Annotated in this window: 21 protein-coding genes; 18 read left to right on the top strand and 3 right to left on the bottom strand. The window is 66.5% G+C overall.

Features of this window, described 5'->3' with window-relative positions; translation table 11 throughout:
* Positions 1-192: 192 nt before the first annotated feature.
* The 3 genes from hypB to hypA are packed head-to-tail and all read right to left on the bottom strand — an operon-like array spanning position 193 to position 2,373.
* A complete protein-coding gene (gene hypB, locus JOZ06_RS01780) occupies positions 193-990 on the bottom strand; it encodes a hydrogenase nickel incorporation protein HypB (protein WP_293228077.1) in 798 nt (265 codons plus the stop codon).
* Positions 991-1,019: 29 nt separating this feature from the next.
* Positions 1,020-2,021 carry a GTP 3',8-cyclase MoaA gene (gene moaA, locus JOZ06_RS01775; RefSeq protein WP_293228075.1) on the bottom strand — a complete coding sequence of 334 codons (1,002 nt, stop codon included), beginning with the start codon at positions 2,019-2,021 and terminating at the stop codon, positions 1,020-1,022.
* Complete coding sequence (hypA, locus tag JOZ06_RS01770; protein ID WP_293228073.1) at positions 2,008-2,373, bottom strand: hydrogenase maturation nickel metallochaperone HypA; 366 nt, start codon at positions 2,371-2,373, stop codon at positions 2,008-2,010. Before hypA ends, moaA begins: the two co-directional genes overlap by 14 nt.
* Positions 2,374-2,604: 231 nt before the next feature.
* Between hypA and JOZ06_RS01765 the strand changes: the two genes are divergently transcribed.
* The 18 genes from JOZ06_RS01765 (at position 2,605) to JOZ06_RS01680 (ending at position 24,532) form a co-directional block, all read left to right on the top strand.
* On the top strand, positions 2,605-6,432 hold the full coding sequence (locus JOZ06_RS01765) for a proton-conducting transporter membrane subunit (protein WP_293228071.1): 3,828 nt from the start codon (positions 2,605-2,607) through the stop codon (positions 6,430-6,432).
* A gap of 11 nt (positions 6,433-6,443) precedes the next feature.
* Positions 6,444-7,397: a complex I subunit 1 family protein gene (locus JOZ06_RS01760; RefSeq protein ID WP_293228069.1), complete on the top strand. Its 954-nt coding sequence runs from the start codon at positions 6,444-6,446 to the stop codon at positions 7,395-7,397.
* 11 nt (positions 7,398-7,408) lie between these two features.
* Positions 7,409-7,861: an NADH-quinone oxidoreductase subunit NuoB gene (gene nuoB / locus JOZ06_RS01755; RefSeq protein ID WP_293228067.1), complete on the top strand. Its 453-nt coding sequence runs from the start codon at positions 7,409-7,411 to the stop codon at positions 7,859-7,861.
* Positions 7,862-7,872: 11 nt separating this feature from the next.
* A complete protein-coding gene (locus JOZ06_RS01750; RefSeq protein ID WP_293228065.1) occupies positions 7,873-8,388 on the top strand; it encodes a 4Fe-4S dicluster domain-containing protein in 516 nt (171 codons plus the stop codon).
* Positions 8,372-8,965, top strand: coding sequence for an NADH-quinone oxidoreductase subunit C (locus tag JOZ06_RS01745; RefSeq protein ID WP_293228063.1), 594 nt, complete (start codon positions 8,372-8,374; stop codon positions 8,963-8,965). The genes JOZ06_RS01750 and JOZ06_RS01745 overlap by 17 nt, the downstream gene beginning before the upstream one ends.
* Positions 8,962-10,047 (top strand): nickel-dependent hydrogenase large subunit, encoded by a 1,086-nt coding sequence (locus tag JOZ06_RS01740; protein WP_293228061.1) that lies wholly within the window; start codon positions 8,962-8,964, stop codon positions 10,045-10,047. The genes JOZ06_RS01745 and JOZ06_RS01740 overlap by 4 nt, the downstream gene beginning before the upstream one ends.
* A gap of 14 nt (positions 10,048-10,061) precedes the next feature.
* Positions 10,062-10,901, top strand: coding sequence for an XdhC/CoxI family protein (locus tag JOZ06_RS01735; protein WP_293228060.1), 840 nt, complete (start codon positions 10,062-10,064; stop codon positions 10,899-10,901).
* A gap of 47 nt (positions 10,902-10,948) precedes the next feature.
* Positions 10,949-13,705: a molybdopterin-dependent aldehyde oxidoreductase gene (locus JOZ06_RS01730; RefSeq protein ID WP_293228059.1), complete on the top strand. Its 2,757-nt coding sequence runs from the start codon at positions 10,949-10,951 to the stop codon at positions 13,703-13,705.
* A 79-nt stretch (positions 13,706-13,784) separates the two neighbouring features.
* Positions 13,785-16,097 carry a pyridine nucleotide-disulfide oxidoreductase/dicluster-binding protein gene (locus tag JOZ06_RS01725; protein ID WP_293228058.1) on the top strand — a complete coding sequence of 771 codons (2,313 nt, stop codon included), beginning with the start codon at positions 13,785-13,787 and terminating at the stop codon, positions 16,095-16,097.
* Positions 16,094-16,300 (top strand): DVU_1557 family redox protein, encoded by a 207-nt coding sequence (locus JOZ06_RS01720; protein ID WP_293228057.1) that lies wholly within the window; start codon positions 16,094-16,096, stop codon positions 16,298-16,300. The genes JOZ06_RS01725 and JOZ06_RS01720 overlap by 4 nt, the downstream gene beginning before the upstream one ends.
* Entirely contained in the window at positions 16,300-17,007 is a 708-nt protein-coding gene (trsM, locus tag JOZ06_RS01715; protein WP_293228055.1) for a DVU_1556 family methyltransferase, read from the top strand. Before JOZ06_RS01720 ends, trsM begins: the two co-directional genes overlap by 1 nt.
* A 20-nt stretch (positions 17,008-17,027) precedes the next feature.
* Positions 17,028-17,483 carry a DVU_1555 family C-GCAxxG-C-C protein gene (locus JOZ06_RS01710; protein WP_293228053.1) on the top strand — a complete coding sequence of 152 codons (456 nt, stop codon included), beginning with the start codon at positions 17,028-17,030 and terminating at the stop codon, positions 17,481-17,483.
* 1 nt (position 17,484) lies between these two features.
* Positions 17,485-18,645 carry a DVU_1551 family NTP transferase gene (locus tag JOZ06_RS01705; protein ID WP_293228051.1) on the top strand — a complete coding sequence of 387 codons (1,161 nt, stop codon included), beginning with the start codon at positions 17,485-17,487 and terminating at the stop codon, positions 18,643-18,645.
* Positions 18,642-19,997 (top strand): radical SAM (seleno)protein TrsS, encoded by a 1,356-nt coding sequence (trsS, locus tag JOZ06_RS01700; RefSeq protein WP_293228049.1) that lies wholly within the window; start codon positions 18,642-18,644, stop codon positions 19,995-19,997. The genes JOZ06_RS01705 and trsS overlap by 4 nt, the downstream gene beginning before the upstream one ends.
* Before the next feature lie 13 nt (positions 19,998-20,010).
* Positions 20,011-21,336 carry a DVU_1553 family AMP-dependent CoA ligase gene (locus tag JOZ06_RS01695; protein WP_293228047.1) on the top strand — a complete coding sequence of 442 codons (1,326 nt, stop codon included), beginning with the start codon at positions 20,011-20,013 and terminating at the stop codon, positions 21,334-21,336.
* The gene (locus tag JOZ06_RS01690) at positions 21,333-21,947 is read left to right on the top strand and encodes a histidine phosphatase family protein (RefSeq protein WP_293228045.1); all 615 of its coding nucleotides are present in this window, start codon (positions 21,333-21,335) and stop codon (positions 21,945-21,947) included. Before JOZ06_RS01695 ends, JOZ06_RS01690 begins: the two co-directional genes overlap by 4 nt.
* 207 nt (positions 21,948-22,154) lie before the next feature.
* Positions 22,155-22,346, top strand: a complete 192-nt coding sequence (locus JOZ06_RS01685; RefSeq protein ID WP_293228044.1) for a 4Fe-4S binding protein — start codon at positions 22,155-22,157, stop codon at positions 22,344-22,346.
* Positions 22,347-22,606: 260 nt separating this feature from the next.
* On the top strand, positions 22,607-24,532 hold the full coding sequence (locus tag JOZ06_RS01680; RefSeq protein WP_293228043.1) for a sigma-54-dependent Fis family transcriptional regulator: 1,926 nt from the start codon (positions 22,607-22,609) through the stop codon (positions 24,530-24,532).
* The last annotated feature ends 201 nt before the right edge of the window (positions 24,533-24,733 follow it).

Genomic DNA, 24,733 nt, shown 5'->3' with positions numbered 1-24,733 from the left:
CGCTAGGGCCTGTCTGCAAACTATTTGCGGCTGCGGCCGGCATCAGCGGGATGCAGCGCTAGAAGCGCGTCCCGCCGCAGTGTCATTCACTGCAAGGGGCAAGCGACAACGCGATGCGCCGGCTGATACCGGCCCCGAAGGGCTGGCCATTTACCAGGCCAGCGCAGTTCACAAATAGTTTGCAGACAGGCCCTAACGACGCGACGCGTGCGCGGGCGCGGATACCCGTGCGCGCGGCTCGGCCGGCGCGTACGACGGACCGGGCGCCGCGCGGCAGGCGGTCAAGCTGGCCGTCAGCCAGTCGAGCCAGCGCGCCAAACCCTTGCCGTTTTTGGCCGACACTTCCCACAACGGCACGTCGCGGCGCACCCCGCCAACGGCCTCGCGCGCGCGGGCCAGGTCGAATTCCTCGATATACGGCAACAGATCGGTCTTGGTGATCAATACCGCGTCGGCCGCGCGCACCATGACGGGGTATTTCGCCGCCTTGTCGTCGCCCTCGGTCACCGACAGCAATAGCACGTTGCAATGTTGGCCGATATCGAAATTGGCCGGACACACCAGGTTGCCGACGTTCTCGATGAACAGGATGTCGATCGCGGACAAATCCAGCCGCTGCAACGCCTGCCCCACCATATGCGCGTCCAGATGACACGCCATGCCGGTGGTAATCTGCACCGCCGGCACGCCATGGCGGCGGATGCGCGCGGCGTCGTTCTCGGTCTCCAGGTCGCCCTCGATCACCGCCACCCGCACGCCGGGCGGCAGCGCCTGGATGGTCGCCTCCAGCAAGGCGGTCTTGCCGCTGCCGGGCGAGGACATCAGGTTGACCGCCAACAAGCCGCGGGCATTGAAGCGCGCGCGATTGCGCATGGCCTGAAGGTCGTTCTCCGCCAGCAGATTTTCCAGCACCTCGATGGTTTCTCGTGGTTCAGCCGCCACCAGGTGCCGGTTGGCGTCGGTCAGGTTGCAACCGCAGGTATCGCACATCGTTCTCTCCCAGCGTGTTCTGCAAGTGATTAACCACCCATTTGCCACATCGGCGCGGCCGTCTCCGCCGTTTGGCCCGAGGCGGCAAAATGGTGACGAGGCGGCTTGCTGGCGATGGCCGCGCGGATGGCGTCTTCCAGCGCTGCGTCCGACGTTTGCTCGCGTAGTGCCGGACGCAAGTCGACGCCATGGTCTTGACCAAGGCACAACACCAAGCGACCGCTGCAGGTAAGACGCACGCGGTTGCAGCGCGGGCAAAACCCATGGCTCATCGGCGCGATGAATCCCAGCCGTTGACCGGTTTCCACCACGCGGCAGTAGTCCGCCGGCCCGGTGCTGCGTTCGCTCAGCGGCTGCAGCGTCCACCGTTCGGCGAGCCGGTCGCGCACGGCGTCGAGCAATAGCGCGGGACCGGCGGCGGCGCCCTTCATCGGCATGCACTCTATCAGCGCCATATCGCAGCCATGACCGCCGCTCCACGCCACCAGGCGATCCAACTCGTCGTCGTTGACTCCGCCCTGCACCACGGTGTTCAGCCGTACGGCGATACCCAGCGCGCGCACGGCCTCGATGCCGGCCAGCACCTGCGCCAAGCCATCGTGGCCGGTGATGGCCTGGAAACGCGAGGCGTCGAGCGTGTCGAGCGACACATTGACGCGGCGCACGCCGGCGGCTTGCAACGCGGACGCGTGGCGCGCGAGCAGAATGCCGTTGGTGGTCAGCGTCAGCTCCTCCAGCCCGCCGCCGTCAAGCAGCGCGCCGAGACGCTCGATCAAACCGACCACGCCGGGGCGGGCCAACGGCTCGCCGCCGGTCACGCGCACCTTGACCACACCCAAGCGGACGAACACTTCGCTGACGCGCAGCATTTCCTCCAGCGTCAGGATCTCGCGCTTGGGCAGGAACGTCACATCGCCGCCCATGCAATAACGGCAGCGCAGGTTGCAGCGGTCGGTCACCGATAGCCGCAGATAGCGGATCCGCCGGCCAAAGGCATCGGTCAGTCCTGCCGCGATGTCAACGCTCGTCATCTCTCGACTCCTCGGCGGGCTCGAAACTCTCGATGTAAAGTTCCTGCCCGCTGATCACCGTCACCTCGCCCGCGCCGCAGCGCGGGCAGTCGAAACGGTAGCGCGGCACCTCGAACTCCGCCTGACAATGTGTGCAGCGCGCGCGCACCGGCACCGGATCGATCACCAATTGGGCGCCGGCGGCCACCGTATCCTCGGCGAACAGCTCGAAGCACAGTCGCAGCTGCGCGGGCTCGACCGCGCGCAAGCGACCCACCTTCAGGGTAACGCGGGCGATGCGCTTGACGTCGTGCGCGCGCGCCTGCGTGTCGAGAATGCGCATCAAGCCGGAAACGATGGCGGTTTCGTGCATCGATCATCCCTCTCACGCTGCCTATGGTCCGAATTAAGGCAGATCCCGGCGCGGCGGCAAAGCCCCTCGCGGCCATCGAAACGCCACTGTCACGAATTGACACAACGGTTTTCCAGATACGGGGTTTCCGTTGTGGCTGTCTCAAGCCGCCGCCAATACTGCAGGAAACCGGGATGACCCCGAGGCTGCTTATTTGCAAGACATGACTTGGAACCACGGAAGGGAAAGACCATGCTACTTCACGTAACACAGGATCCCAGCCTGATTGCTTGGCTCGGCGCCGCGCTTCTGCTCTTCGGGGAGATCGCCGCCTTGTTGTCGATGCGGGACCTCAAGCGTCTGATCATCGTCTCGACGCTTGCCGAGGTCGGCTATCTGCTGATGGGCATCGGTATCGGCGGACCGGCGGGGCTCACCGGCGCCACCATGCATCTGGGCTATCAAGCGGTCATGCGCGGGCTGGTGATTGTCAGCGCCTGGTGGCTGGCGCGCCGCGCCGGATCGAGCAAGCTCGACGACCTGGCGGGCAGCGGCGCGCGTCAACCGCTGCCGGCGCTGCTGTTCGGCTTCGGCATGTTTTCGGTGCTGGGGCTGTCGCCCTTTAAGGGATCCTACAGTAAATTTCTGGTGCTTTATGCCGCCATCGATCACGGCCAGCTGCTGCTGGCGGCCGTCGGCACGGTGGCCAGCATCGTCGCCGCCTGCTACTACCTGATCGTCATCCAGCGCGTCTGCTTCGAGTCGCCGCGCGGCGAGGAGGCGCTCAAACCGGCGCCGCGTCTCGCCCAGCCGTTGGCTTGGCTGTTGGCCGCCGTGACGATCCTCATCAGCGTCTGGCCGCATCCGTTCCTGCACGCGGCCGAGCAACTGGCCGGCGTAGGGCGCGCGCCGCGCGTGCCCGAGTTCGAATCGCCGTGGGATACGCTGGTGCTGGTGCCCTATCTCGGCGGCTTCGCGCTCTTCATGCTCGACCGCGTCTCGCGCGGCATGCGCGATTACGCCGCGCTGGCCTTGGCCGCCGCCACCGTGGCGCTGGCCGCGCTGACACCGGGGCTCGATCCGGCTTCGCGCCTGTTCGCCCTGCTGTTCGCCGGCATCCTGTTCCTGGTGGTGCTCTACTCGCTCGGCTACATGCGCCATGCGCACCACGTCGGCCGTTATTACTTCTTCCTGTTCCTGCTGACCGGTTCGATGCTCGGGCTCGCCACCGCGCACGAGTTCGGCAACTTCTACGTGTTCTGGGAGCTGATGACCTGGACGTCGTACTTCCTGATCGTGCACGAGCAAACCGATAAGGCGCTCAAGGCCGGTCTGGTGTACTTCCTGATGTGCGCCGGCGGCGCCTACGTCATGCACTTCGGCATTCTGCTCCTGCATGCCCAGACCGGCAGCTTCGAGTTTGCCGTGGCGGCGACGCAGATCGGCCGCATCGATCCGGCAATCGGCGCGCTCATTGCGCTGTGTTTCTTCATAGGCTTCGCCGTCAAGGCGGGCCTGGTGCCGTTGCACAGCTGGCTGCCGCTGGCCCACCCCGAGGCGCCGTCGTCGATTTCCGCGCCGCTGTCCGGCATTTTGACCAAGGCTGGGATATTCGGCCTGGTCAAGGTGCTATACGTGATCATCGGCCTAGGCGCGCTGCACCGCTTTAGCGCCGGTGGCGCCGGCATCGGCGCGCTGCTGACCTTGCTCGGCGCCGCCACCTTGCTCTATGGCGAGGTCATGGCGCTCTTGCAAGTCGAACTCAAGCGCATGCTGGCCTATTCGACCTTGGCGCAGATCGGCGAAATCGCCGCGGTGCTGGGGCTCGGCACCTCGCTCGCCACCGGCGCCGCGCTGTTGCACGTCACCAACCACGCCGTCATGAAGACCCTGCTGTTCTTCGCCGCCGGCGCCTTCATCCTGCGTAGCGGCAAGCGGCAAATCGCCGATCTGGCCGGTCTGGGACGCAAAATGCCGTTTAGCGCCGGCTGCTACGCGCTGGCCACGGTCGCCATCATGGGCCTGCCGCCCTTCTCCGGCTTCATCAGTAAATTCCTGATGATCGCCGCCGCCGTGTCGGCCGGGCGGATCGATGTCGCCGCCCTGTTGCTGCTGGGCAGCATCATCGCCGCCTTCTACTACCTGCGCGTGGTCCGCCTGCTGTTCTTCCATCCCTACCAAGGGCCGGCGGACGTGCATGAAGCGCCGCTGCCGATGGTCATCGCCATCGGCGTGCTGGCTGCGGCCATCGTCGCCGGCGGCGTGCTGCCGGGCGCGCAGATCGCCTGGGTCGGCGCGATCGGCGACTGGGTAGCCGCGCGCGGCGCGCTGGCGCCGGCGGTCTGGCCCAATCTGACCATCGCTTGGCCGGCCGCCGCCCTGGTGGCCGCGCTGGGATCGCTGGCGATCTGGCTCGTCGGCAAGCGTTCGCAACCGGCGGCCGGCTGGCTCGCCATCGCGGTGATCGCCGCGAGCTTCGTCGCGGTACTGCTGCAGCCCGGGCATTACGACGGCTTGTCGTTCGCCTTCGCGCTGCTGATCACCGGCGTCGGCACGCTCAATATGGCCTACGCCACTGGCTATATGGCGCACGGCCATGCGCAAGGGCGCTTCTATGCCGCCTTCGCGCTGATGATCGCCGGCCTCGTCGGCATGACCGGCAGTCACGACTTGTTCAACTTCTTCGCCTTCTGGGAACTGATGAGCAGTTGGGCGCTGTATGTGGCGCTCGTGCATGAAGAAACCGAGGACGCGCGGCGCGAGGCATTCAAGTACTTCATCTTCAACACCGTCGGCGCCTGCTTCATGTTCCTCGGCATCGCGATGTTCGGCCACGCCGCCGGCAGCTTCGATTTCGCCGCGCTCGCGGCGGCGGCGCCCAGCATGCCGGCCGCCTGGCTCGGCGGCGCGCTCGGCCTGGTGTTCCTCGGCATGTTGATGAAGGCGGCGATGCTGCCTGTGCGCATCGACTACCAGATGCACCCGGCCACCGCGCCGACACCGGTATCGGGCTACATCTCCGCCGTGCTGCTCAAGAGTGGTCCGTATGGGGTGCTGCGGCTGTTCACGCTGCTCGGCGGCGCCGCGGTGGTCGGCCGGCTAGGTTGGATCGCCGGCACGCCGACGGTGATGAACGTCGTGGCGGTCATCGGCGGCATCACGTTGCTCTATGCGGGGGCGATGGCGGTGGTGCAAACCGGCATCAAGCGCCTGTTGATCTACAGCACCGTCAGCCAGCTCGGCTACATCACCATGGCGCTCGCGTTCGGCACGAGCCTGGGCGTGGCCGGCGGCCTGATGCACTTCGTCAACCACATGATGCTCAAGGACCTGCTGTTCCTGTGCGCCGGCTGCATCATGGTGGCGAGCCACGCCACCACGCTCGACCAGCTGGGCGGCCTGGGGCGCAAGATGCCGATCACCTTCGGTATCTTCCTGTTCGCCGGGCTATCGCTGGCGGGCATTCCGCCGCTCAACGGCTTCGCCTCGAAGTGGCTGATCTATATGGCGGCGTTCCAAAGCGGCCACGTGGTGCTCGGCGTGTTCGCCATGATCTCGAGCCTGTTCACCCTCGCCGCGGTGCTGAAATTCGCCCACGCCGCCTTCATGGGCGTGCCGGGCGCGGCCGCGGCGCAGGCACGGGAAGCGCCGCCGGTCATGCTCGTGCCGATGGCGGTGCTGGCTGGCGCGAGCCTGATCGTCGGCTTGTTCCCGGGTGTGCTGCTGGTGCCGATCGCCTCGCTGCAAGTTCAGCTCGGCATGCAGCCGATCGCCGCGAGCTGGGCTGGTCCACTGCCCGGCACCGACGGCTGGCATCCGGGCGTGTTGTCGGCCCTGCTGCTGATCCTGATCGGCCTTGGCATGCGCTATCTGCGCGCGGGCCGGGCCGGCGCGCCGGTGGTGCGCTCGCCGATCCACCTGTGCGGCGTCAACGACCTGACGCCGGAGGCCGAACACGTCGGCGCCTCCAACCTGTTCGAAACCCCGGACGCGGCGATCCGCGCGCTGCTGCGCGCCCGCCACGATACCGGCTATAGCGCCGACCCGGCGCAGTCGGCCGAATCGCACTTACCGGAATGAGGGAGACCATCATGCAACCGTATGCTTATCCGCTCGCCGTCTTGCTGTTCCCGGGCGGGCTGTTCGCCCTCGTCCTCGGGCTCGCGCTCAAAGGGGTCGACCGCCGTCTCGCCGCGCGGCTGCAGCGCCGTGTCGGCCCACCGCTGGCGCAACCGTTCTTCGACCTGGTGAAACTGGCCTTCAAGCGCACCATGGTGCCGGATATCGCCAGCCAGCCGGTATTTCTCGGCGCGCCGCTCGTGGGCGCCGCGACGATGATGCTGGCCGCGGCCATGGTGCCGATCGCCGGCGTCTACACGCCCGATCCCGCGCTCGGCAATCTGCTGGTGCTGCTCTACCTGCTGGCCATTCCGGCGGTGGTGCTGATGATCGCCGGCTCGGCCTCCGGTTCGCCCTTCGGCGCCATCGGCTTCTCGCGCGAAATGGCGCTGATGCTGGCCTACGAGGGACCGCTGGTCTTGGTCGTCGCCGCCATCGCCGTGCGCGTCGGTCACGGGCAAGGCGGGTGGGCCAGTTTCTCGCTGACCGAGATCGTCGCCTACCAGGCGCGCCACGGCGCCTTCCTGTTCGATCCGGTGATGTGGCCGGCGCTGTTGGCGTTCCTCGCCTTCTACCCGGCCAACCTCGGCATCATTCCGTTCGACATACCGGAAGCCGAAACCGAAGTGCTGGAAGGACCGCTGTTGGAGTACTCCGGTCCGGCGCTGGGACTGTTCAAGGTCATGTCGGCGCTCAAATCAGTGGTGGTGCTGAGCTTGGGCATCGCGCTGTTCTTCCCGACCGCGCCCAGCGGCGTGGCGGGCCTGGCGGTGCAGTTATGCAAGCTCCTGCTGCTGATGCTCGTGGGCGTCACGCTGGTGCGGGTCTCCTGCGGCCGCATGCGCATCGACCAGGCGTTCCGTTTCTTCCTCAAGTGGCCGCTCGCGCTATCGCTCGCGAGCCTTGTCGCCGTGGTTGTGATCTGAGGGGCTTCGCCATGACCCGATTCATTCAAACACTGACCGACCAAGCCAAACGGCTGGCGACCCGCTCGCCCTGGATCTATCGCATCAACGCGGGCTCCTGCAACGGCTGCGACGTCGAATGCGCCACCACCGCCTGCATCCCGCGCTACGACGTCGAGCGGCTCGGCTGTCAATACTGCGGCAGCCCGCGCCACGCCGACATCGTGCTGATCACCGGCCCGCTGACCGCGCGCATCAAGGACGACGTGCTGCGCGTGTTCGCCGAAATTCCCGAGCCCAAGGTCACGGTGGCGGTCGGCGTCTGCCCGATCTCCGGCGGCATTTTCCGCGAGAGCTACGCGGTGCACGCGCCGATGAACCAGTTCATCCCGATCGACGTCAACGTGCCCGGCTGCCCGCCCCGTCCGCAAGCCATCATCGAAGGCGTGGCCGAGGCGATCGCCATCTGGCGCGCGCGTCTTTGAGGAACCACGCCATGAACATTCTGAAATTGTTCTACCGCAACCTGACGCAAGGGCCGTCGACCGTGGCGTTTCCCTTCGGCCCGGCCTGGACGCCGCCGAAATTGCGCGGGCGCATCCGCTTCGACCTGCCGGCCTGTACCGGCTGCCGCGCCTGCGAGCAGGTCTGCGCGCCCGGCGCCATCCGTTTCGACAAAACGCCGGAAGGGCTGCGCTTCATGATGTGGCACAACAGCTGCGTGTTCTGCGGCCTGTGCAACTTCTACTGCCCGACCGACGCCATCGTCCAAAGCGACGACTGGCATCTGGCGCACCCGACCGCGCGGATGTACGAGATGGCGATCCGCGAGCTCATTCCTTACACCGCCTGCAGCGCTTGCGGCACCAAGACCCTGGCGAGCGCCCCCAATCCGGTGGGGGTCGAGCCGCCGTTCAGCGCCGAGGAAATCGAGCAATTCCGACACTTGTGCCCAGGCTGCCGCAAGAAGGCCCTGGAGGAAAGGACTCCGAATCATGCGCCAACCGAATGAGATCGACGCCTGCCTCGCGGCGTCGGCGCCGTCAGGCATCCTGTACCGCCAAGACACCGACGACAAGGGCGTGACCACGGCGTGGTGCACGCTGGCGAGCCACGGCGATCTGCTCCCCGTGGCGAGCTGGCTGAAGACCGTCGGCGCCCGGTTATCGACCATCACCGTGTTCCAGCCCAAGGCGCCGCCGGCGCCCAAGGTCGCCGAGGGCGAGACGGCGCCCCCGCCGCCGACGTTTTTCGGCGGTGTGCCGATGAGCGGCCATGCGTATGAAGTCGATTACCACTTCGACCTGGACGGCTTGACGCTGACGGTGGTGGCGCACGTGCCGGAAGGCGGCGCGATCGCCTCGCTGACCGGCCTCTTCCGCGCCGCCGACTGGCCCGAGCGCGAAATGATGGAGATCTACGCGCTGCAAGTGCACGGCCATCCCGACCCGCGCCGGCTATTCATCGACGAGGGCATCGAGGGCGCGGTGCTGGAGCGGCTGATTCCGATGTCCACGCTGACCAACAGCGCCACGACCAAGGGGCTGTGGGAAAAGATCCTGGCCCAGACGGAGACCCCTTCATCATGAGCAACTTCACCATTCCGGTCGGACCGCTGCACGTAGCGCTGGAGGAACCGATGTACTTCCGCCTCGACGTGCAAGGCGAAACGATCGCCCACGTCGACATCCATGCCGGTCACGTGCACCGCGGCATCGAATACCTGGTCACCAAGCGCAACGTTTTCCAAAACGTGGTGCTGACCGAACGCGTCTGCTCGTTGTGCTCCAACAGTCACCCGCAAGCCTATGCGATGGCGATCGAGCGCATCGCCGGCATCGTGGTGCCGCCGCGCGCCCAATACCTGCGCGCCGTCGCCGACGAGGTCAAGCGCGTCGCCTCGCATCTGTTCAACGTGGCGATCCTGGCGCACCTGGTCGGCTTCGACGCGCTGTTCATGCATGTGATGGAAGTGCGCGAGCGCATGCAGGACGTCAAGGAAAGCGTGTTCGGCAACCGCATGGACATCGGCGCCAACGCCATCGGCGGCGTGCGCTACGACATCGACGCCCAGGGCATCGGCTACCTCAACCAGCAATTGGACGCCATCGACGCCGAGGTGGTCGAGATCATCGATCTCTACCGCACCAACGGCTCGATTCTCGGCCGCACACGCGGCATTGGCGTGCTGCCGCACGCCGACGCGGTCGACTGCGGCGTGGTCGGCCCGGTGGCGCGCGCCGCCGGCATCGATTACGACCTGCGCGTCAAGGCGCCTTACACCGCCTACGACCGGCTGGACGTCACGGTGCACACGCTGCCGGACGGCGACGTCTGGTCGCGGGCGATGATCCGCCTCTACGAGGCGCGCACCGCCATCGGCCTGATCCGCCAGTGCCTGCGCGACCTGCCAGACGGCCCGACCATCGACAGCCGCGAGCGGCCATCCATTCCGGCCGGCGAGGCGATCGCCCGCTGCGAAGCGCCGCGGGGCGAGCTGATCTACTACGTGCGCATGGGCGACTCGCCCAAGCCCGAACGAGTCAAGTGGCGCGTGCCGAGCTTCATGAACTGGGATGCCCTGCGCATCATGCTCAAAGAGGCCAAGATCGCGGACATCGCCATCATCGTCAACAGCATCGACCCGTGCATTTCCTGCACCGAGCGCTGAATCGGAGAAGCGATATGGACATCTACGAAGAAATCATCCGCCTGCGCGGCGAGGGCCGAAACGCGGCGCTCGCCACCATCACCAACACTCAAGGATCCATTCCGTCCTTCGCCACCGCCAAAATGCTGGTGCGCGACGACGGCAGCATCGTCGGCACGGTGGGCGGCGGCGGCGCGGAATGGGAGGCCATCCAGGCGGCGCGCGAGGTCATCGCGCGCGAAAAGCCGGTCACGATCAGCTTCGACCTCAACAAGCAGCCGGGGCTCGATGCTGGCATGGTGTGCGGCGGCAGTCTCGAGATCTACATCGAGCCCTTGGTGGCGGCGCCCGCCCTCTATATCTTCGGCGCCGGCCACACCGGCCGCGCCACCTACCAAGTCGCCCTCCCGGCCGGCTTCGACGTGATCGTCGTCGACGAGCGCGAGGCGTTCGCCAATCGCGAAAACTACCCGCAGGCCAAGGACATCGTGGTCGCCGACTACGACACGGCCATGAGCCGGCTCGCGCCACGGCCGAACGATTTCATTCTGATCCTCACCCCCAGTCACATGACCGATATGCGCGTGCTGCGCTGGGCCACCGGCACCGCCGCGCGCTACATCGGCATGATCGGCTCCAAACGCAAGGTGACCGGCATCTTTCACGAATTGCAAAAGGAAGGCATCGCCGCTGAACGTTTCGGCAACGTGCACGCCCCGGTGGGATTGGACATCGGCGCGCAAACGCCGGAAGAGATCGCCATTTCGATCCTGGCGGAAATGGTCGCCTGCCGGCGGCGCAGCGAGGCCGCGCTGCCGCACTTGGGCCTCGCCCTGCCTAGCGCGGAGGATATCCCACTGAAAAAAAAGGCGTAGCCGTTACTTGAGCTTCATCCCTGTCAACGCACTGGTTGGAGATTGTCATGAAAAGACTGACCCTGAACATCAACGGCGTCGATCGCGCATTGATCGTCGATCCGCAGAAAAAACTGTCGGATGTATTGCGTGAAAACCTGCTGCTCACCGGTTGCAAGGTGTGCTGCGACACCGGTCAATGCGGCACCTGTACGGTATTGATCGATAACAAGCCGATCAAAGCCTGTATGGTTCCGGTGGAAAAATATACCGCCGGTCAGAAGATCGTCACGATCGAGGGCATCGGCACGGCGGACAACCTGCACCCGCTGCAAGTCGCCTGGATGGCGCACGGCGGCGCCCAGTGCGGCGTCTGCACGCCGGGCTTCCTGATGTCGGCCAAGGCTCTGCTCGACAAGAACCAAAGCCCGACGCGCGAGGAAGTGCGCACCTGGTTCAACCGTAACCGCAACGCCTGCCGCTGCACCGGCTATCAGCCGCTCGTCAACGCGGTGATGGATGCCGCCGCCGTATTGCGCGGCGAAAAGAAGAAAGAAGACCTGCTCGAACGCGCACCGCAAAACGGCAGCATCATGGGTTCGCGCTATCACCGTCCGTCGGCCGTGGCCAAAGTGACCGGCACCTGGGACTTCGGCGCCGACGTCACCATGCACATGCCGCCCGACACGCTGCACCTCGCGCTGGTTCAGGCACAGGTCTCGCACGCCAACATCCGCGGTATCGACACCAGCGAAGCGGAAAAAATGCCGGGCGTGGTCAAGGTGGTGACCTGGAAGGACGTCAAGGGCCGCAACGCCATCACCGGCCTGATCACCTTCCCAACCAACAAGGGCGACGGCTGGGACCGCCCGATCCTCAACAAGGACAAGGTGTTCCAGTTCGGCGACGCCATCGCCATCGTCTGTGCCGACACGGTGGAACATGCCCGCGCGGCGGCGGACAAGGTCAAGGTCGACCTGGAAGTGTTGCCGGCCTATATGGACGGCTGGGCCGCGCAAGACCCGGAAGCGCTGGAAATCCACCCGGGCGTGCCGAACGCCTACTACGAACAGGGCGTGATCAAGGGCGAGGAAACCGCGCCTTTGATGGCAAAGGCCGATGCGGTGGTCGAAGTCGAAACCTACTGCAGCCGCCAACCGCACTTGCACATCGAGCCGGACTGCGGTTGCGCCTATTTCGACGACCAGGGCGTGCTGACCATCCAATCGAAGAGTATCGGTCTGCACCTGCACCACGCCATGATCGCGCCGGGCCTCGGCATTGCGCCGGACAAGCTGCTCCTGATCCAAAACCCGACCGGCGGCACCTTCGGCTACAAGTTCAGCCCGACCATCGAGGCATTGCTCGGCGTGGCCTGCATGGCGACCGAACGCCCGGTCTCGCTGGTCTACACCCAGTTCCAAAACATCACCTATACCGGCAAGCGTTCGCCGGCTGACGTCAAGGTCAAGCTCGGCGCCGACAAGAACGGCAAGCTGATGGCGATGGAAACCGACTGGTGGCTCGACCACGGTCCCTACTCCGAGTTCGGCGACCTGGTGACCTCGCGCCAGGGGCAGTTCACCGGCGCGGGCTATGACATCAAAAACATCCGCGGCCATGGCCGCACGATCTGTACCAACCATGCATGGGGCTCAGCCTTCCGCGCCTTCGGTTCGCCGCAGGCCTTCCTCGCGTCGGAAACCGCGATGGACATGCTGGCGGAAAAGCTCGGCATGGACCCGCTGGATCTACGCTACCTCAACATCTACCGCGAAGGCGCCACGACGCCGACCGGGCAGAAGCCAGACGTGCTGTGTCTCGAACAGCTGCTCGACATGATCCGGCCGAAGTGGGAAGAGGCCAAGAAGCGCAAGGCCGCGTACGCCGAACCGGGCAAAGCCTATGGTATCGGCCTGTCGATCGGCATGTACGGCTGCGGTCTCGACGGTCCGGACAGCTCCGAGGCGGCAATCGAGCTGACCCCGACCGGCGTGACCGCCTACAACGCCTGGCAGGATCACGGACAGGGTTCGGACCTGAGTACGCAGACCTTCGTACATGAAACCCTGCGGCCGCTCGGTCTCATCCCCGAGCAGATCAAGCTGGTGATGAACCGCACCGACCTGCCCAACAGCGGTCCGGCCGGCGGCAGCCGCTCGAACGTGTTCGTCGGCCAGGCCATCAGGGTGTCGTGCGAAATGCTGCTCAACGCCATGCGGAAGCCCGACGGCAGCTACCGCAGCTATGAGGAGATGGTGGCCGAGCACATCCCGTTGCGCTACGACGGCAAGTGGGTGGCACATGACTGCACCGAGTGCGATCCGGTCACCGGACAGGGCAATCCGTTCCCGGTCTACATGTACGAGGTATTCCTGCCTGAAGTCGTGGTCGATCTGGAAACCGGCAAGACGACGGTGGTGAAGTTCACCACCGCGGTCGACGTCGGCACGATCATCAACCGCGCCACGGTAGACGGCCAGATCTACGGCGGCCTGGCCCAGGGTGTCGGGCTGGCGCTGACCGAGGACTTCGACGATCTGCAAAAGCACACCAACCTGCTCGACTGCGGCCTGCCGTATCCGCGCGACATTCCGGACAACATGGAAATCCTGTACCTGGAAACGCCGCGCAGCGAGGGTCCATACGGCGCGGCGGGCGTCGGCGAAGCGCCGCTGACCGCGCCGCACCCGGCCATCCTCAACGCCATCTACAGCGCCTGCGGCGTACGGGTGTTCCGCGTGCCGGCATTGCCTGAGCTCGTCAAGGCGGCGTTGGACGCCAAGGCGCAAGGCAAGCCGGCGGTCGTGCCCGCCCGCCTGTAACGGGGCGCGTCGGCCAAGCCTGGGCGGCGCGCGCCGCCTGGGCTTTTCCCCCTACCAGGGCAAGAGAGGAGCAAGGATCATGGACGGCACACGGGTTCGCGAATGGGAGGCGCGCTGCGTCGAGGAACAGGCGCCTGCCTGCGCGGCGTCCTGCCCGGTGCACGTGGACGCGCGCGCCATGCTGGCGCATCTGGCGCAAGGCCGATTCAGGCAGGCGTACGAGGTCTACGCGCGCGCCATCCCATTGCCGTCGATCATCAGCCATCTCTGCCATCACCCCTGCGAGTCGGCCTGCCTGCGCGCGCAGGCGGGCGATCCGCTACGCATTCATCTGCTCGAGCGCGCCTGCGTCGCGTTCGGGCGAACAGACATCCCGTTGCGCACGCAACGTCCGTCAAAGCGCGGACGCGTCGCCATTGTCGGCGCGGGCATCTCCGGGCTCACCGCGGCGATCGATCTCTACACCAAGGGACACGACGTGACGGTGTTCGAGGCCGCCGCCGCGTTGCTGCCTCGGCTTTGCCTGCTAGGCGAGCAAACCCTGCCCGCGGCCGTGATCGAGGCCGATCTGGCGCGCGTGCGCGAAAGCCGCATGGCGCTGCGGCTGAGCGAAACGGTCGATCTGGCTCGGCTCGACGGCCTGCTCGCCGACTTCGACGCCATCTACCTCGCGCCGGGGAACGGGTCGCGGCCCGACCTTGCCGGCTGGCTCGACCTGGACGACAAACAGCGACCGATCGTCGACCCGTTGACCTTCGCCACGTCTCACCCGGCGGTTTTTGCCGGCGGCCGGCTGCGTCATGGCGACGACGGCGCGCCGATCCTATCGGTTCACGATGGCCGTTACGCCGCCCTGTCGATCGACCGCGCGCTGCAAGGCGCATCGCTCACGGCCAACCGTGACAATCAGGGCGCTTACGCCAGCCGCCTCTACGTCGACACCTCGCGCCATCCGGCCGCGCCAGCGCTGCCGCCGGACATCGGCGACGCCTACGGCGCCGAGCAGGCGCAAAAAGAAGCCGCGCGCTGCTTTCCCTGTCACTGTCTCGAATGCGTGCGCGTCTGCCCCTACCTCGAACACTACGGCAGCCACCCCAAGCGCTACATCCGCGAAATCTACAACAACGACAGCATCGTCATGGGCCAGCACAAATCCAATCGCATGGTGGATTCCTGCATGCTGTGCGGTTTGTGCGCGGCGGTTTGCCCCAACCAGGTGTCGATGGCCGACGTCTGCCTGGAAGCACGGCAAAGCATGGTCGACAAGGGCAAGATGCCGCCGTCGCATCATGAATTCGCTTTGCGCGACATGGCCTTCAGCCAAGGCGAAGCCTTCGCCCTGCTGCGCCATCAGCCTGGCAGACGGCAAAGCCGCTATCTGTTCTTCCCCGGTTGCCAGCTGTCGGCCTCGGCACCACAGCACGTCCTGCAGATCTACGCCCATTTGTGCGCCACGTTGGAAGGAGGCGTCGGCCTGATGCTCGGCTGCTGCGGCGCGCCGGCGCGCTGGGCCGGGCGCGAGGATCTGTTCGCCGCCAACCTGGAAAACCTGCGCGCACAATGGGCGTCCTTCGATCAGCCGCGGCTGATCACCGCCTGCTCGACCTGCCTGCGCGCGTTCAAGGACCTGGATGCGGCGCCTGCCGTCGAATCGCTTTGGACCGTGCTTGAGCGCGAGGGTCTGCCGCCGCGCGCGGCGAGCGCGCCGCCCGTGTCGGACTATGCCATTCACGACCCCTGCACCGCCCGCCAAGAGACCGCGGTGCAAGACAGCGTCCGCCGCTTGCTCGACCGCCTCGGCGTCGCGCACCACGAGCTGGGCGCGCCGGGTCTCGGCACCTGCTGCGGCTTCGGCGGACTCGCGTCGTTCGTCAATCCCGAGGTCGCCGACAAGGTGGTCGACCGCCGCGCCGACGAGGACCCGGCCGACTATCTCGCCTACTGCGCGATGTGCCGCGATAACTTCGCCCGCCGCGGCAAACGGGCCGTTCACTTGCTCGATCTGATTTTCGGCGCGGCCGCCGATCCGGCGGAGCGCGCCGATCCGGGGTTTTCGCGCCGGCAGGAAAACCGCGCCCGGCTGAAAACCGAGCTGCTGCGGGACCTATGGCAAGAGGCCACGCCAACCCGGGCGGCCCGGCCCGATCTGTCGATCGCCGACGACGTGCGCGCCGATCTGGAGCGCAAATGGATTCTGGAAGAGGACGTCCGCCAGGTGGTGCGCCACGCGGAGAACGGCGGCGCGCGGCTCATCGACCCGGACAGCGGCCACGTCATCGCCAGCTACCGGCCGGCGGCGATCACCTATTGGGTCGAATACGCGATCGAGGACGGCCGCTGCGTGGTCTACCGCGGCTACAGCCATCGCATGGAAGTGGGAGACACGCCATGAAAATCGACCCGGGCAACGGCCTCAAACTCTTGTGCGCGCAATGCCGGCTGCCGCTCGTGTCGGCGCCCGTCACCGTTCGCTATCTCGGGCAGGCGTTTCCGGTCGAGCTGCCGCGCTGCCCGCAATGCGGTTACACCTATGTGCCGGAAGATCTGGCCACCGGCAAGATGCTGCAGGTCGAGCAGGCGCTGGAGGATAAGTGATGGACGCCCCGCGCTGCCATCCTTACGCCAGCGGCCGCTTCACATCGCCGGACGATGAGCCGTTGCGCCCAGGCGGCTTGGCCTTGAGCCGGCGGTTGATCGCGTTGGCGGCCTTCCCTGCCGGCGCGCGCGTTCTCGACCTCGGCTGCGGCGACGGCGCGAGCCTCGGCTTGCTCGGCGAACGCCGCTGCCGGCCGATCGGCGTCGATCTTGCCCCGCGCGCGCTGGCGGCTGCCCGGCAACGGTACCCCGCCGCAGCGTTCGCCGCGGCCGACGGCACGCGGTTGCCGTTCGCCAGCGGCAGCTTGGACGGCATTCTTGCCGAATGCAGCCTGTCGTTGATGACAGACCGTCGCCGCGCGCTGGCCGAATGCCGCCGCGTCTTGGCGCCTGGCGCCCCGCTGGCCGTCTTGGATGTCTGCCGCCGCACTGCCGGCGCCGGGTCCGACACGCTACCGGCGTGTTTGGCGCGCATGTCGACGCCGGACAACCTGCAAGAGGAGATCGAGCAGGCGGGGTTTGTCGTCGCCGAGCGGCAAGACCATTCCGACGCGCTCAAGGCGTTCGCCGCTCGGCTGATTTTCGCCAACGGGTCGCTCGCGGCCCTATGGGCGCCGTCGTTGCCCGCGTCCGACGCGAATGCGTTTACCGCGGCACTGCGGGCGGCCCGCCCAGGCTATTTTTTGTTCCTGGCGCAAGCCAGGTGACGACCGTCGAGGAGAGCATCATGAATGACGAGGGATTTTGTGTCGCCGAGTGGTCGCTGCAAGGTTTCACCTGCAGTCACATCATGGTGATGATGGGACTCCGGGCCATGGGGCATGACAATCCGGAGCTGCTGCGCGCCATGTCCGGGCTCTCGCTCGGCATGGGCAACGGCCTGACTTGCGGCGTATTGACCGGCGGCTGCTGTCTGCTTGGCCTCTACGCCGGCAAAGGCGGCAGCGACGAGGAGGCCGATCCGCGCCTGGCGCGGATGTTGGAAGAATATACCGAGTGGTTCAGCGATGAGTGCCGTGGCAAATACCCCGGTACCGATTGCGCCGACATCATGCAGGGCCGGCCGGATTTGAAGGTCGAGCGTTGCCCGGGGCTGACGCTCGCCGGCGTGCAAAAGGCGTTCGAGATCCTCGATGCCTACCGCTTCTCGCCGGACAATGCCGAGCGGGCGAAGAAAGACTGATATGGTCCCCCTTCCCCGCCGTCGGGTGACGGCGATCGTGCTGGCCGCCGGCTTCTCGCGCCGCATGGGCAGCTTCAAGCCCTTGCTGCCGCTTGGCGGCGCCACGGTGCTCGCGACCGTCACCCAGCATCTGCGCGCCGCGGGGGTAACCGACATCAGTGTCGTCACCGGTTACCACGCCGAGCCGCTGGCTGCGGCCTGCGCGCGGCTCGGCGTGCGCGCCGTGCACAACCCCGACTTCGAGCACGGCATGTTCTCAAGCATCGCCGCCGGCGTGGCCGCTCAGCAGGCCGACGCCGATGCCTGTCTGCTGCTGCCGGTCGATATTCCGCTGGTGCGCCCGGCCACCTTGCGGCAGTTGCTGCGCTATGCCGAGCCGCCTGGCGCCAAGATCGTCTACCCGGCTTTTCTCGGTCAGCGCGGCCATCCGCCGCGTATTCATCGCGACCTGTTCGGCGCCATCCTCGAAGGCGAGCGCCGGGCGAGCCGGCAAGGATTGCGCGCCGTGTTGGCCGAGCACGAAGCGCATGCCGTCAATCTGCCGGTTTACGACCAACGCATCCTGCTCGATATGGACACGCCGGAGGATTATCAACGCCTGAGCGCGCTGGCAGCCACGCCGGACACGCCCTCGGCGATCGAATGCGAGGCCGTCGCGCGCGGCTTTGGGGTCGACGCGCGCGTGCATAGTCATATGCAACGCGTCGCCGAAGTGGCGGAGTGCCTCGCGCAAGCGCTGACGCGCGCGGGCGTGGCGCTCCATCCCGACCGCATCGTCGCCGCGGCGCTACTGCACGACATTCTGCGCAAAGCGCCACATCACGCCGAAGCCGGCGCCGTGGCGGTCGGCGCGTTGGGGTTTACCGACGTCGCCCCGCTGATCGCCTGCCATATGGACATGCGCTTCCAAGGCGACGCGCCGGACGACGCCGCCATCGTGTTTCTCGCCGACAAGCTGGTGGCCGGCGATCGACTGGTATCGTTGGAAACGCGGTTCCAACCCGCGTTCGAGCGCTTCGCCGCGCAACCCGAGGCGCTCCGCGGCGCGCGCCGCCGCTACGACACGGCTTGCGCCATCGCCGCCGCCGCCTGCCGCCTGACGCGCCTGTCGCTGCCGCAGCTGCTCTCGCCACTGATCGAGCAGGAGGTCTCGCTGCCATGACCGAAACCGTGTTGGCGCACACCGAAAGCGTCTGCCCGCAATGCTTGCGCCGCCTGCCCGCCACGCGCGTGGCCGAGAACGACAACGTCTATCTGGTCAAGGCCTGTCCGGAACACGGCGCCTTCCGCACGGTCATCTGGCGCGGGCTCGACAACTACGTCGCCTGGGGCGCGCGGCCCGGCGCCGCCGCGCCGCCGCGAGGCGCCGGGCCGCGTCTTGAGGGCTGCCCGTTCGACTGCGGCCTGTGCGCCGAACACCGGCAGCACTCCTGCTGCGTGCTGGTGGAAGTGACCGAACGCTGCAACCTGCGCTGTCCGGTATGTTTCGCCTCGGCGGGCGGCACGCGCGGCGACCCCTCGCAAGCGGCGATCCGCGACTGGCTGACGGCGCTCTATGCAACGAGCCCCGACGTCAATCTGCAGCTGTCCGGCGGCGAGCCGACGGTACGCGACGATTTGCCCGAGATCATCGCCATGGCGCGCGAGATCGGTTTCGACTTCGTGCAGCTCAACACCAATGGCATCCGCTTGAGCAGGGACCCCGCCTATGCACGCCGGCTGGCGCTGGCGGGGCTCGATTGCGTGTTCTTGCAGTTCGACGCGCTCGACGACCAGTGCTATCGCGTCATCCGCGGCATTGACCTCCTGGACGCCAAGTTGGCGGCGATCGACCATTGCCGGCGCGCCCGGCTGGGGGTGGTGCTGGTGCCGACCCTGGTGCCCGGCGTCAACACGCAGGCGATCGGCGCGCTGGTCGATTTCGCCGCCCGCCACACGCCCACCGTGCGCGCCATTCATTTTCAGCCGGTCAGTTACTTCGGCCGTTATCCGCGCGCGCCCGACGATGCCGACCGCATCACGCTGCCGGAAGTCATGCGCGCCATCGTGGCGCATGGCGGCGGCACCCTCAACGCAGCGGATTTTCATCCCGGCGCGGCGGAAAACCCTTACTGCTCGTTCAGCGGCAGTTTCTACGTCGACGCCGACAACCGTTTACACGCCGCGGGCACGGACCAGGCCTGCGGCTGCGGCAGCGCGCCTACCCGCGCGGCGCCACGGGATGAAACACAACACGCGCGCCAGACCGTGGCGCGCAAATGGGCCGCCCCCGCGCAGGAGGCCGCGCCAAGTTGCTGCCCCGGCGTCAGCGTCCTGAGCCTGGACGCCTTCCTGGCGCAGCGCCGCCGCAGCCTCAGCATTTCCGCCATGGCGTTTCAAGACGCCTGGACACTCGATCTGGCACGGCTGCGCGATTGCTATATCCATGTCGCGCACCCCGATCATCGGGTCATTCCTTTTTGCGCCTACAACCTGACCGCGCAGTCCGGCCGGTCGCTGTACCGCGCCGACTAGAAAGGCCGACATCATGGCGCCTCGCCCCATTCCGCTTGACCGCTGGTGCGCAACCAAAATCGCCTGCGAGGGCCCGCTCAGCCGGGAAAGCATCGAACGTCACCAGCTCGCCCACCTGCGGGCGTTGCTCGCCTGGGCGATCGAGCGCAGCCCGTTTTACCGCCAGCGGCTCGCCGGTTGCAACCCGCATATCGAATCGCTCGACGCGCTCGCGGCGCTGCCGTTCACCGATGCCGAGGACGTGCGCCGCAACCAGCCGTCGCTGCTGTGCGTATCGCAAAGCGACATCAGCCGGGTCGTGACGCTGCAGACATCCGGCACCAGCGGTGCGGTGAAGCGCTTGTACTTCACCGCCGAAGAACAGGCCGCCACCGTCGACTTCTTTCAACACGGCATGGCGCAACAAACCGAACCCGGCGACCGCGTGCTAATCCTGTTCCCCTGCGCGCGTCCGGGCAGCATCGGCACGCTGCTGGCCGAGGCCGTGGCGCGCCTGGACGCGACGCCGATTACCGCCGGGCCGATCCAGGACATGGCGGCGGCGCTCGCTCTGTTCGAACGCGAGCGGCCGACCGTGGTCGCCGGCCTGCCGGTGCAAGTGCGCGCGTTGGCGCGCTGTACCCGTCTGCGACGGGGTGCCGCCGCCGCAGTGCGCAGCGTGCTGTTGAGCGCCGACCCGGTCTCGCCGCGCCTGGCGCGCGACATCTGCGACGACTGGCATTGCGAAGTATTCGAGCACTACGGCATGACGGAGATGGGACTGGGCGGCGCGGTCGCCTGTTGGGCGCATCAGGGCGGGCACCTGCGCGAGAACGATCTGCTGGTCGAAATCGTCGACCCCATCAGCGGGCGCCCGCTGCCGGAAGGCGAGCGCGGCGAGGTGGTCGTCACCACGCTCACCCGGCGCGGCATGCCGCTGATCCGCTACCGTACCGGCGATCTGTCGCGGCTGATCCCCGGCCGCTGCCGCTGCGGCTCGCCGTTACGGCGGCTCGACCGGGTGACGCGCGTCGAACTCGCGCAACTGGCGCTGCAACCCGGCGCGGTGCTGACGCTCGACACGCTCGATCAGACGCTATTCGCCATCGCCGCCTTGACCGATTACGCCGTGGCCTGGCGCCCCGGGCCGCCGCCCGAGTTGCGGTTCGCGCTCGCGCACGCGCCGGAGGAGGATTTCGACCACCCCGCCTGGCTGCGCCGGGTCGAACAGGCGCTGTACCGGCTGCCGATCATCCGCGCGGCCCGCGCGCAAACCGGGCTCAGCCTGGCGCTGTCGCTGACCGGCTCGCCCTTGTGCGACCGGCCATCCAAACGCGCCATCGAAAGGATTGCGCCATGACCGCTTCTCCGGTGGAACAGGACGTTTATCTGCTGCGCCACGGCGCGTTGGACCCGCAGGCGCGCCACTGCTTTGTCGGCCAGATCGACCTGGCCCTATCAAGCGAAGGCCTGGCGCAAGGCCAAAAGCTCGCGCGCCACTTCGCCCATGTTCCCCTCGACGCCCTCTACTGCAGCGATCTCGCCCGCAGCCGGCAAACCGCCGAATTGATCGCGGCGGCTCATGGCGGGCTCGAACTGCGCGTGCGCCCGGCACTGCGCGAGATCGCGCTAGGCGCCTGGGACGGCAAGAAACGCGCCCAAGTCGCGCTCGACGACCCCCAGCGCTATGCGGCGCGCGGGCGCGACATACTGCACGTCCGGCCGCCTGGCGGCGAAAGCTTCGCCGATTGTCTGGCGCGCGTCTTGCCGGTGTGGGAGGACATTCTGTCCAGCAGCGCGCGGGTGGCCATCGTCGCGCATGCCGGCATAAACCGACTGTTGCTTAGCCACGCGCTCGGGATGCCCATGCCGCTCCTGCTCGACATCGCGCAAGACTACGGCTGCCTGAACCGGCTCCACCGCCTCGGGGGACAGTGGCAGGCGCTGGCGATCAACCGCCTGCCGCCATGACACCTGTCCCGAAATGACACACAGGGCGGCGAGATGCCCGGTTTGCATTGCTTGCCCCCCGCCGGCTTTTGATACTGGGGTCTGTCTGCAACCCTTTTGTGAACTGCGCTGCCAGCCCTTCGGGGCCGGCATCTGCCGGCCGCAGCCGCAAAAGGGTTGTAAACACGGCACGAAATGGTTCGCGTTGATCATCGCAAGGAGAATGTCATGGCTTACAAAATCATCCCGGAATTGTGCAACGGCTGCGGCGCTTGTGAATCCGAATGCCCGAACCGCGCCATTTCGCACGTCGATAAGCTCTATATCATCGATCCGGATAAATGTGTGGAGTGTGAAGGTTCGTACGACAGCCCCATGTGTGCGGACTTGTGTAATACCGATGCCTGCGTCCCGGCCTGATCACCGCCTAGACGGGCCTGCGTAACAACGCGGCATCGATTTTGGCGGCGGCCTCGTTCGCTTCGGCGAACTGGCCGCCGCTTTCTTTTGTCCGCCGCGGCAGTATTAATGACAAAGCGATAAAACAATGCAAATCCTCAGCAGACGTCATAGTAACAGTTTGATTTATTTGGCTTAACTCAAAGCCCCTCTCCAACAGACCGCTAGAATGTAAGGGTGCAAATGGCGAGCGTATCCGACAAAACCCAAAGGGGTGGCAAATGGTCGTGATGTGTGAACTGGAACGAAGAAATCGCGCTGTTTTGCGGCGAGCGCGCGAGCTGATGCTGGAAGGGAAGGAAATTCCGCTGACCTATCAAGTCAGCCCGCTCTTGGCCAGTTCCTGGCGGCGTTCCGCCGAGGCGGGACTGATGCCGGAAGGCCGGTTGCCGGACGCGGCGCGTTTGAGCGAGCCACAGCTCGCCCAGTCGCTCGAGCGCAAGGTGAAACTGGTTCTGCAGGCGCGGCCGGTCATGGAGTTCTTGCATGCTCAAGTTCACGACACCGGCAGCATGGTGTTGTTGGCCAACGAACACGGCGTCATTCTGCAGGTCTTCGGCGATGCCCAGTTTCTCGACCGCGCCGAGCGCGTGGCGCTCATGCCCGGCTCCTCCTGGAACGAATCCCACCGCGGCACCAATGCCATCGGCACCTGCCTGCATGAACGGCGCCCGTTGATGGTGCATGGCGGCGAGCATTTTCTCGAGCGCAACGGTTTCCTCAGTTGCGCCGCCGCGCCGATCAAGGGTCCGGACGGCATGCTGCTGGGCGTGCTCGATATCTCCGGCGACGAACGCAAACACTACTCCCACTCGCTCGGCCTCGTGCGCGCCGCGGCGCAGACCTTGGAAAACCGGCTGTTCGAATCCTGTCACGCCCACCATATCCGTTTGCATTTTCACGCACTGGCGGAGGGTATCGGCACGTTTTCCGAAGGCGCGGTCGCCTTATCGGAAAATGGCTGGATCATCGGCGCCACGCCGGCGGGCCTTGCACAACTGGGGCTCTCCGCCGCCGATCTGGGCGTGACGCCGATCACCCGCGTGCTGCAGAGCCGCTGGGAAGACCTGCTCGACCAGTGCCTGCGCCAACCCGACGAGCCGCAATTGGTCACGCGCGTCAACGGCCACCGCCTGTTCGTGCGCATCGACCCCGGCAAACCCGTTCATGGCGAAGCCTTTGCGCCGCCGCCGCACCAGCCGAGCGATGCGCTCGCGACCATCGATTATGGCGACGAGGCCATGGCCACGCTGATCGGCCGAGCGCGCAAGCTGATGGGCACACCGATTGCCGTATTGCTGCAGGGAGAGCCTGGGGTCGGCAAAGCCTATTTCGCCCGCGCGCTGCACGTATCGGGGCCGCGCCACGCCGGTCCCTTTGTCACGGTGAACTGCGGCGCGGTACAGGAGAATTTGCTGGAAAGCGAGCTGTTCGGCCACCTGCCGCCGCTAGGCGGCGAAGCTTGGCCGGGCCGGCTGCGCGAAGCGGACGGCGGCACGCTATTCATCGAGGAAATCGCCGACCTGCCGTTGCCGCTGCAGACCCGCTTGCTGGACGTCATTCAGAAAAAGCAGCTGACGCCGCGCGGCGGCAAGCCGCAGGACATCGATTTCGTGCTGATCTGTGCCACGACACGGCACTTGAAGGCGGAAGTCGAGGCCGGCCGCTTCCGCGCCGACCTCTACTATCACATCAGCGGCATGACCCTGCGCTGCCCGCCGCTGCGCGAGCGCAAGGATTTTTCGCCGCTATTGACGCGGCGGCTGAAGGACCTGGCGCCGGAACGCAATCTATCGATCGAGCCCGAGCTGGCCTTGGCGTTCGCCAACTACACCTGGCCCGGCAACATCACGCAACTCACCAACGTACTGCGGGCCGCCTGCGCGCTGTTGGAACCACAGGAAACCCGCATCGGCTGGCAACACCTGCCGGACGATCTGGTGGAGGAACTACGCTGGCCCGTGCCCGCCGCGGCCACCACCGACGAGTGCGGCAACTTGCGCGAACTGTCGCAGAGCACCATGGCGCGCGCCATCGCCTTGAGCCACGGCAATATGTCGGAAGCGGCGCGGCGCCTGGGCATCAGCCGCAACACGCTCTATCGCCACATGCGCGCCTGCGAGTCCGACAAGCCACACATTGAGTAGCGTGCCAACGCGCGACATCCCGGAATGACAACGGCGGCGCCAAGGCGCCGCCGTTCAGGCTGTTGATTTAGTGGTTTGCAGCGGTTACGGAGGACCCGGCAAAGCCGGGCCTTAGTGGCAACTGACTGATTTCGCAGCCTGCCCATCGATTCCCACTCCCCCTGCCCTCTCCCTGAGAGGGGGCGCTCGCTTCGCGAGCAT

The sequence above is a fragment of the Paludibacterium sp. genome (genome assembly GCF_019232825.1).
Classification (GTDB): domain Bacteria; phylum Pseudomonadota; class Gammaproteobacteria; order Burkholderiales; family Chromobacteriaceae; genus Paludibacterium.
This window is presented reverse-complemented; position numbering and strand designations above follow the sequence as displayed.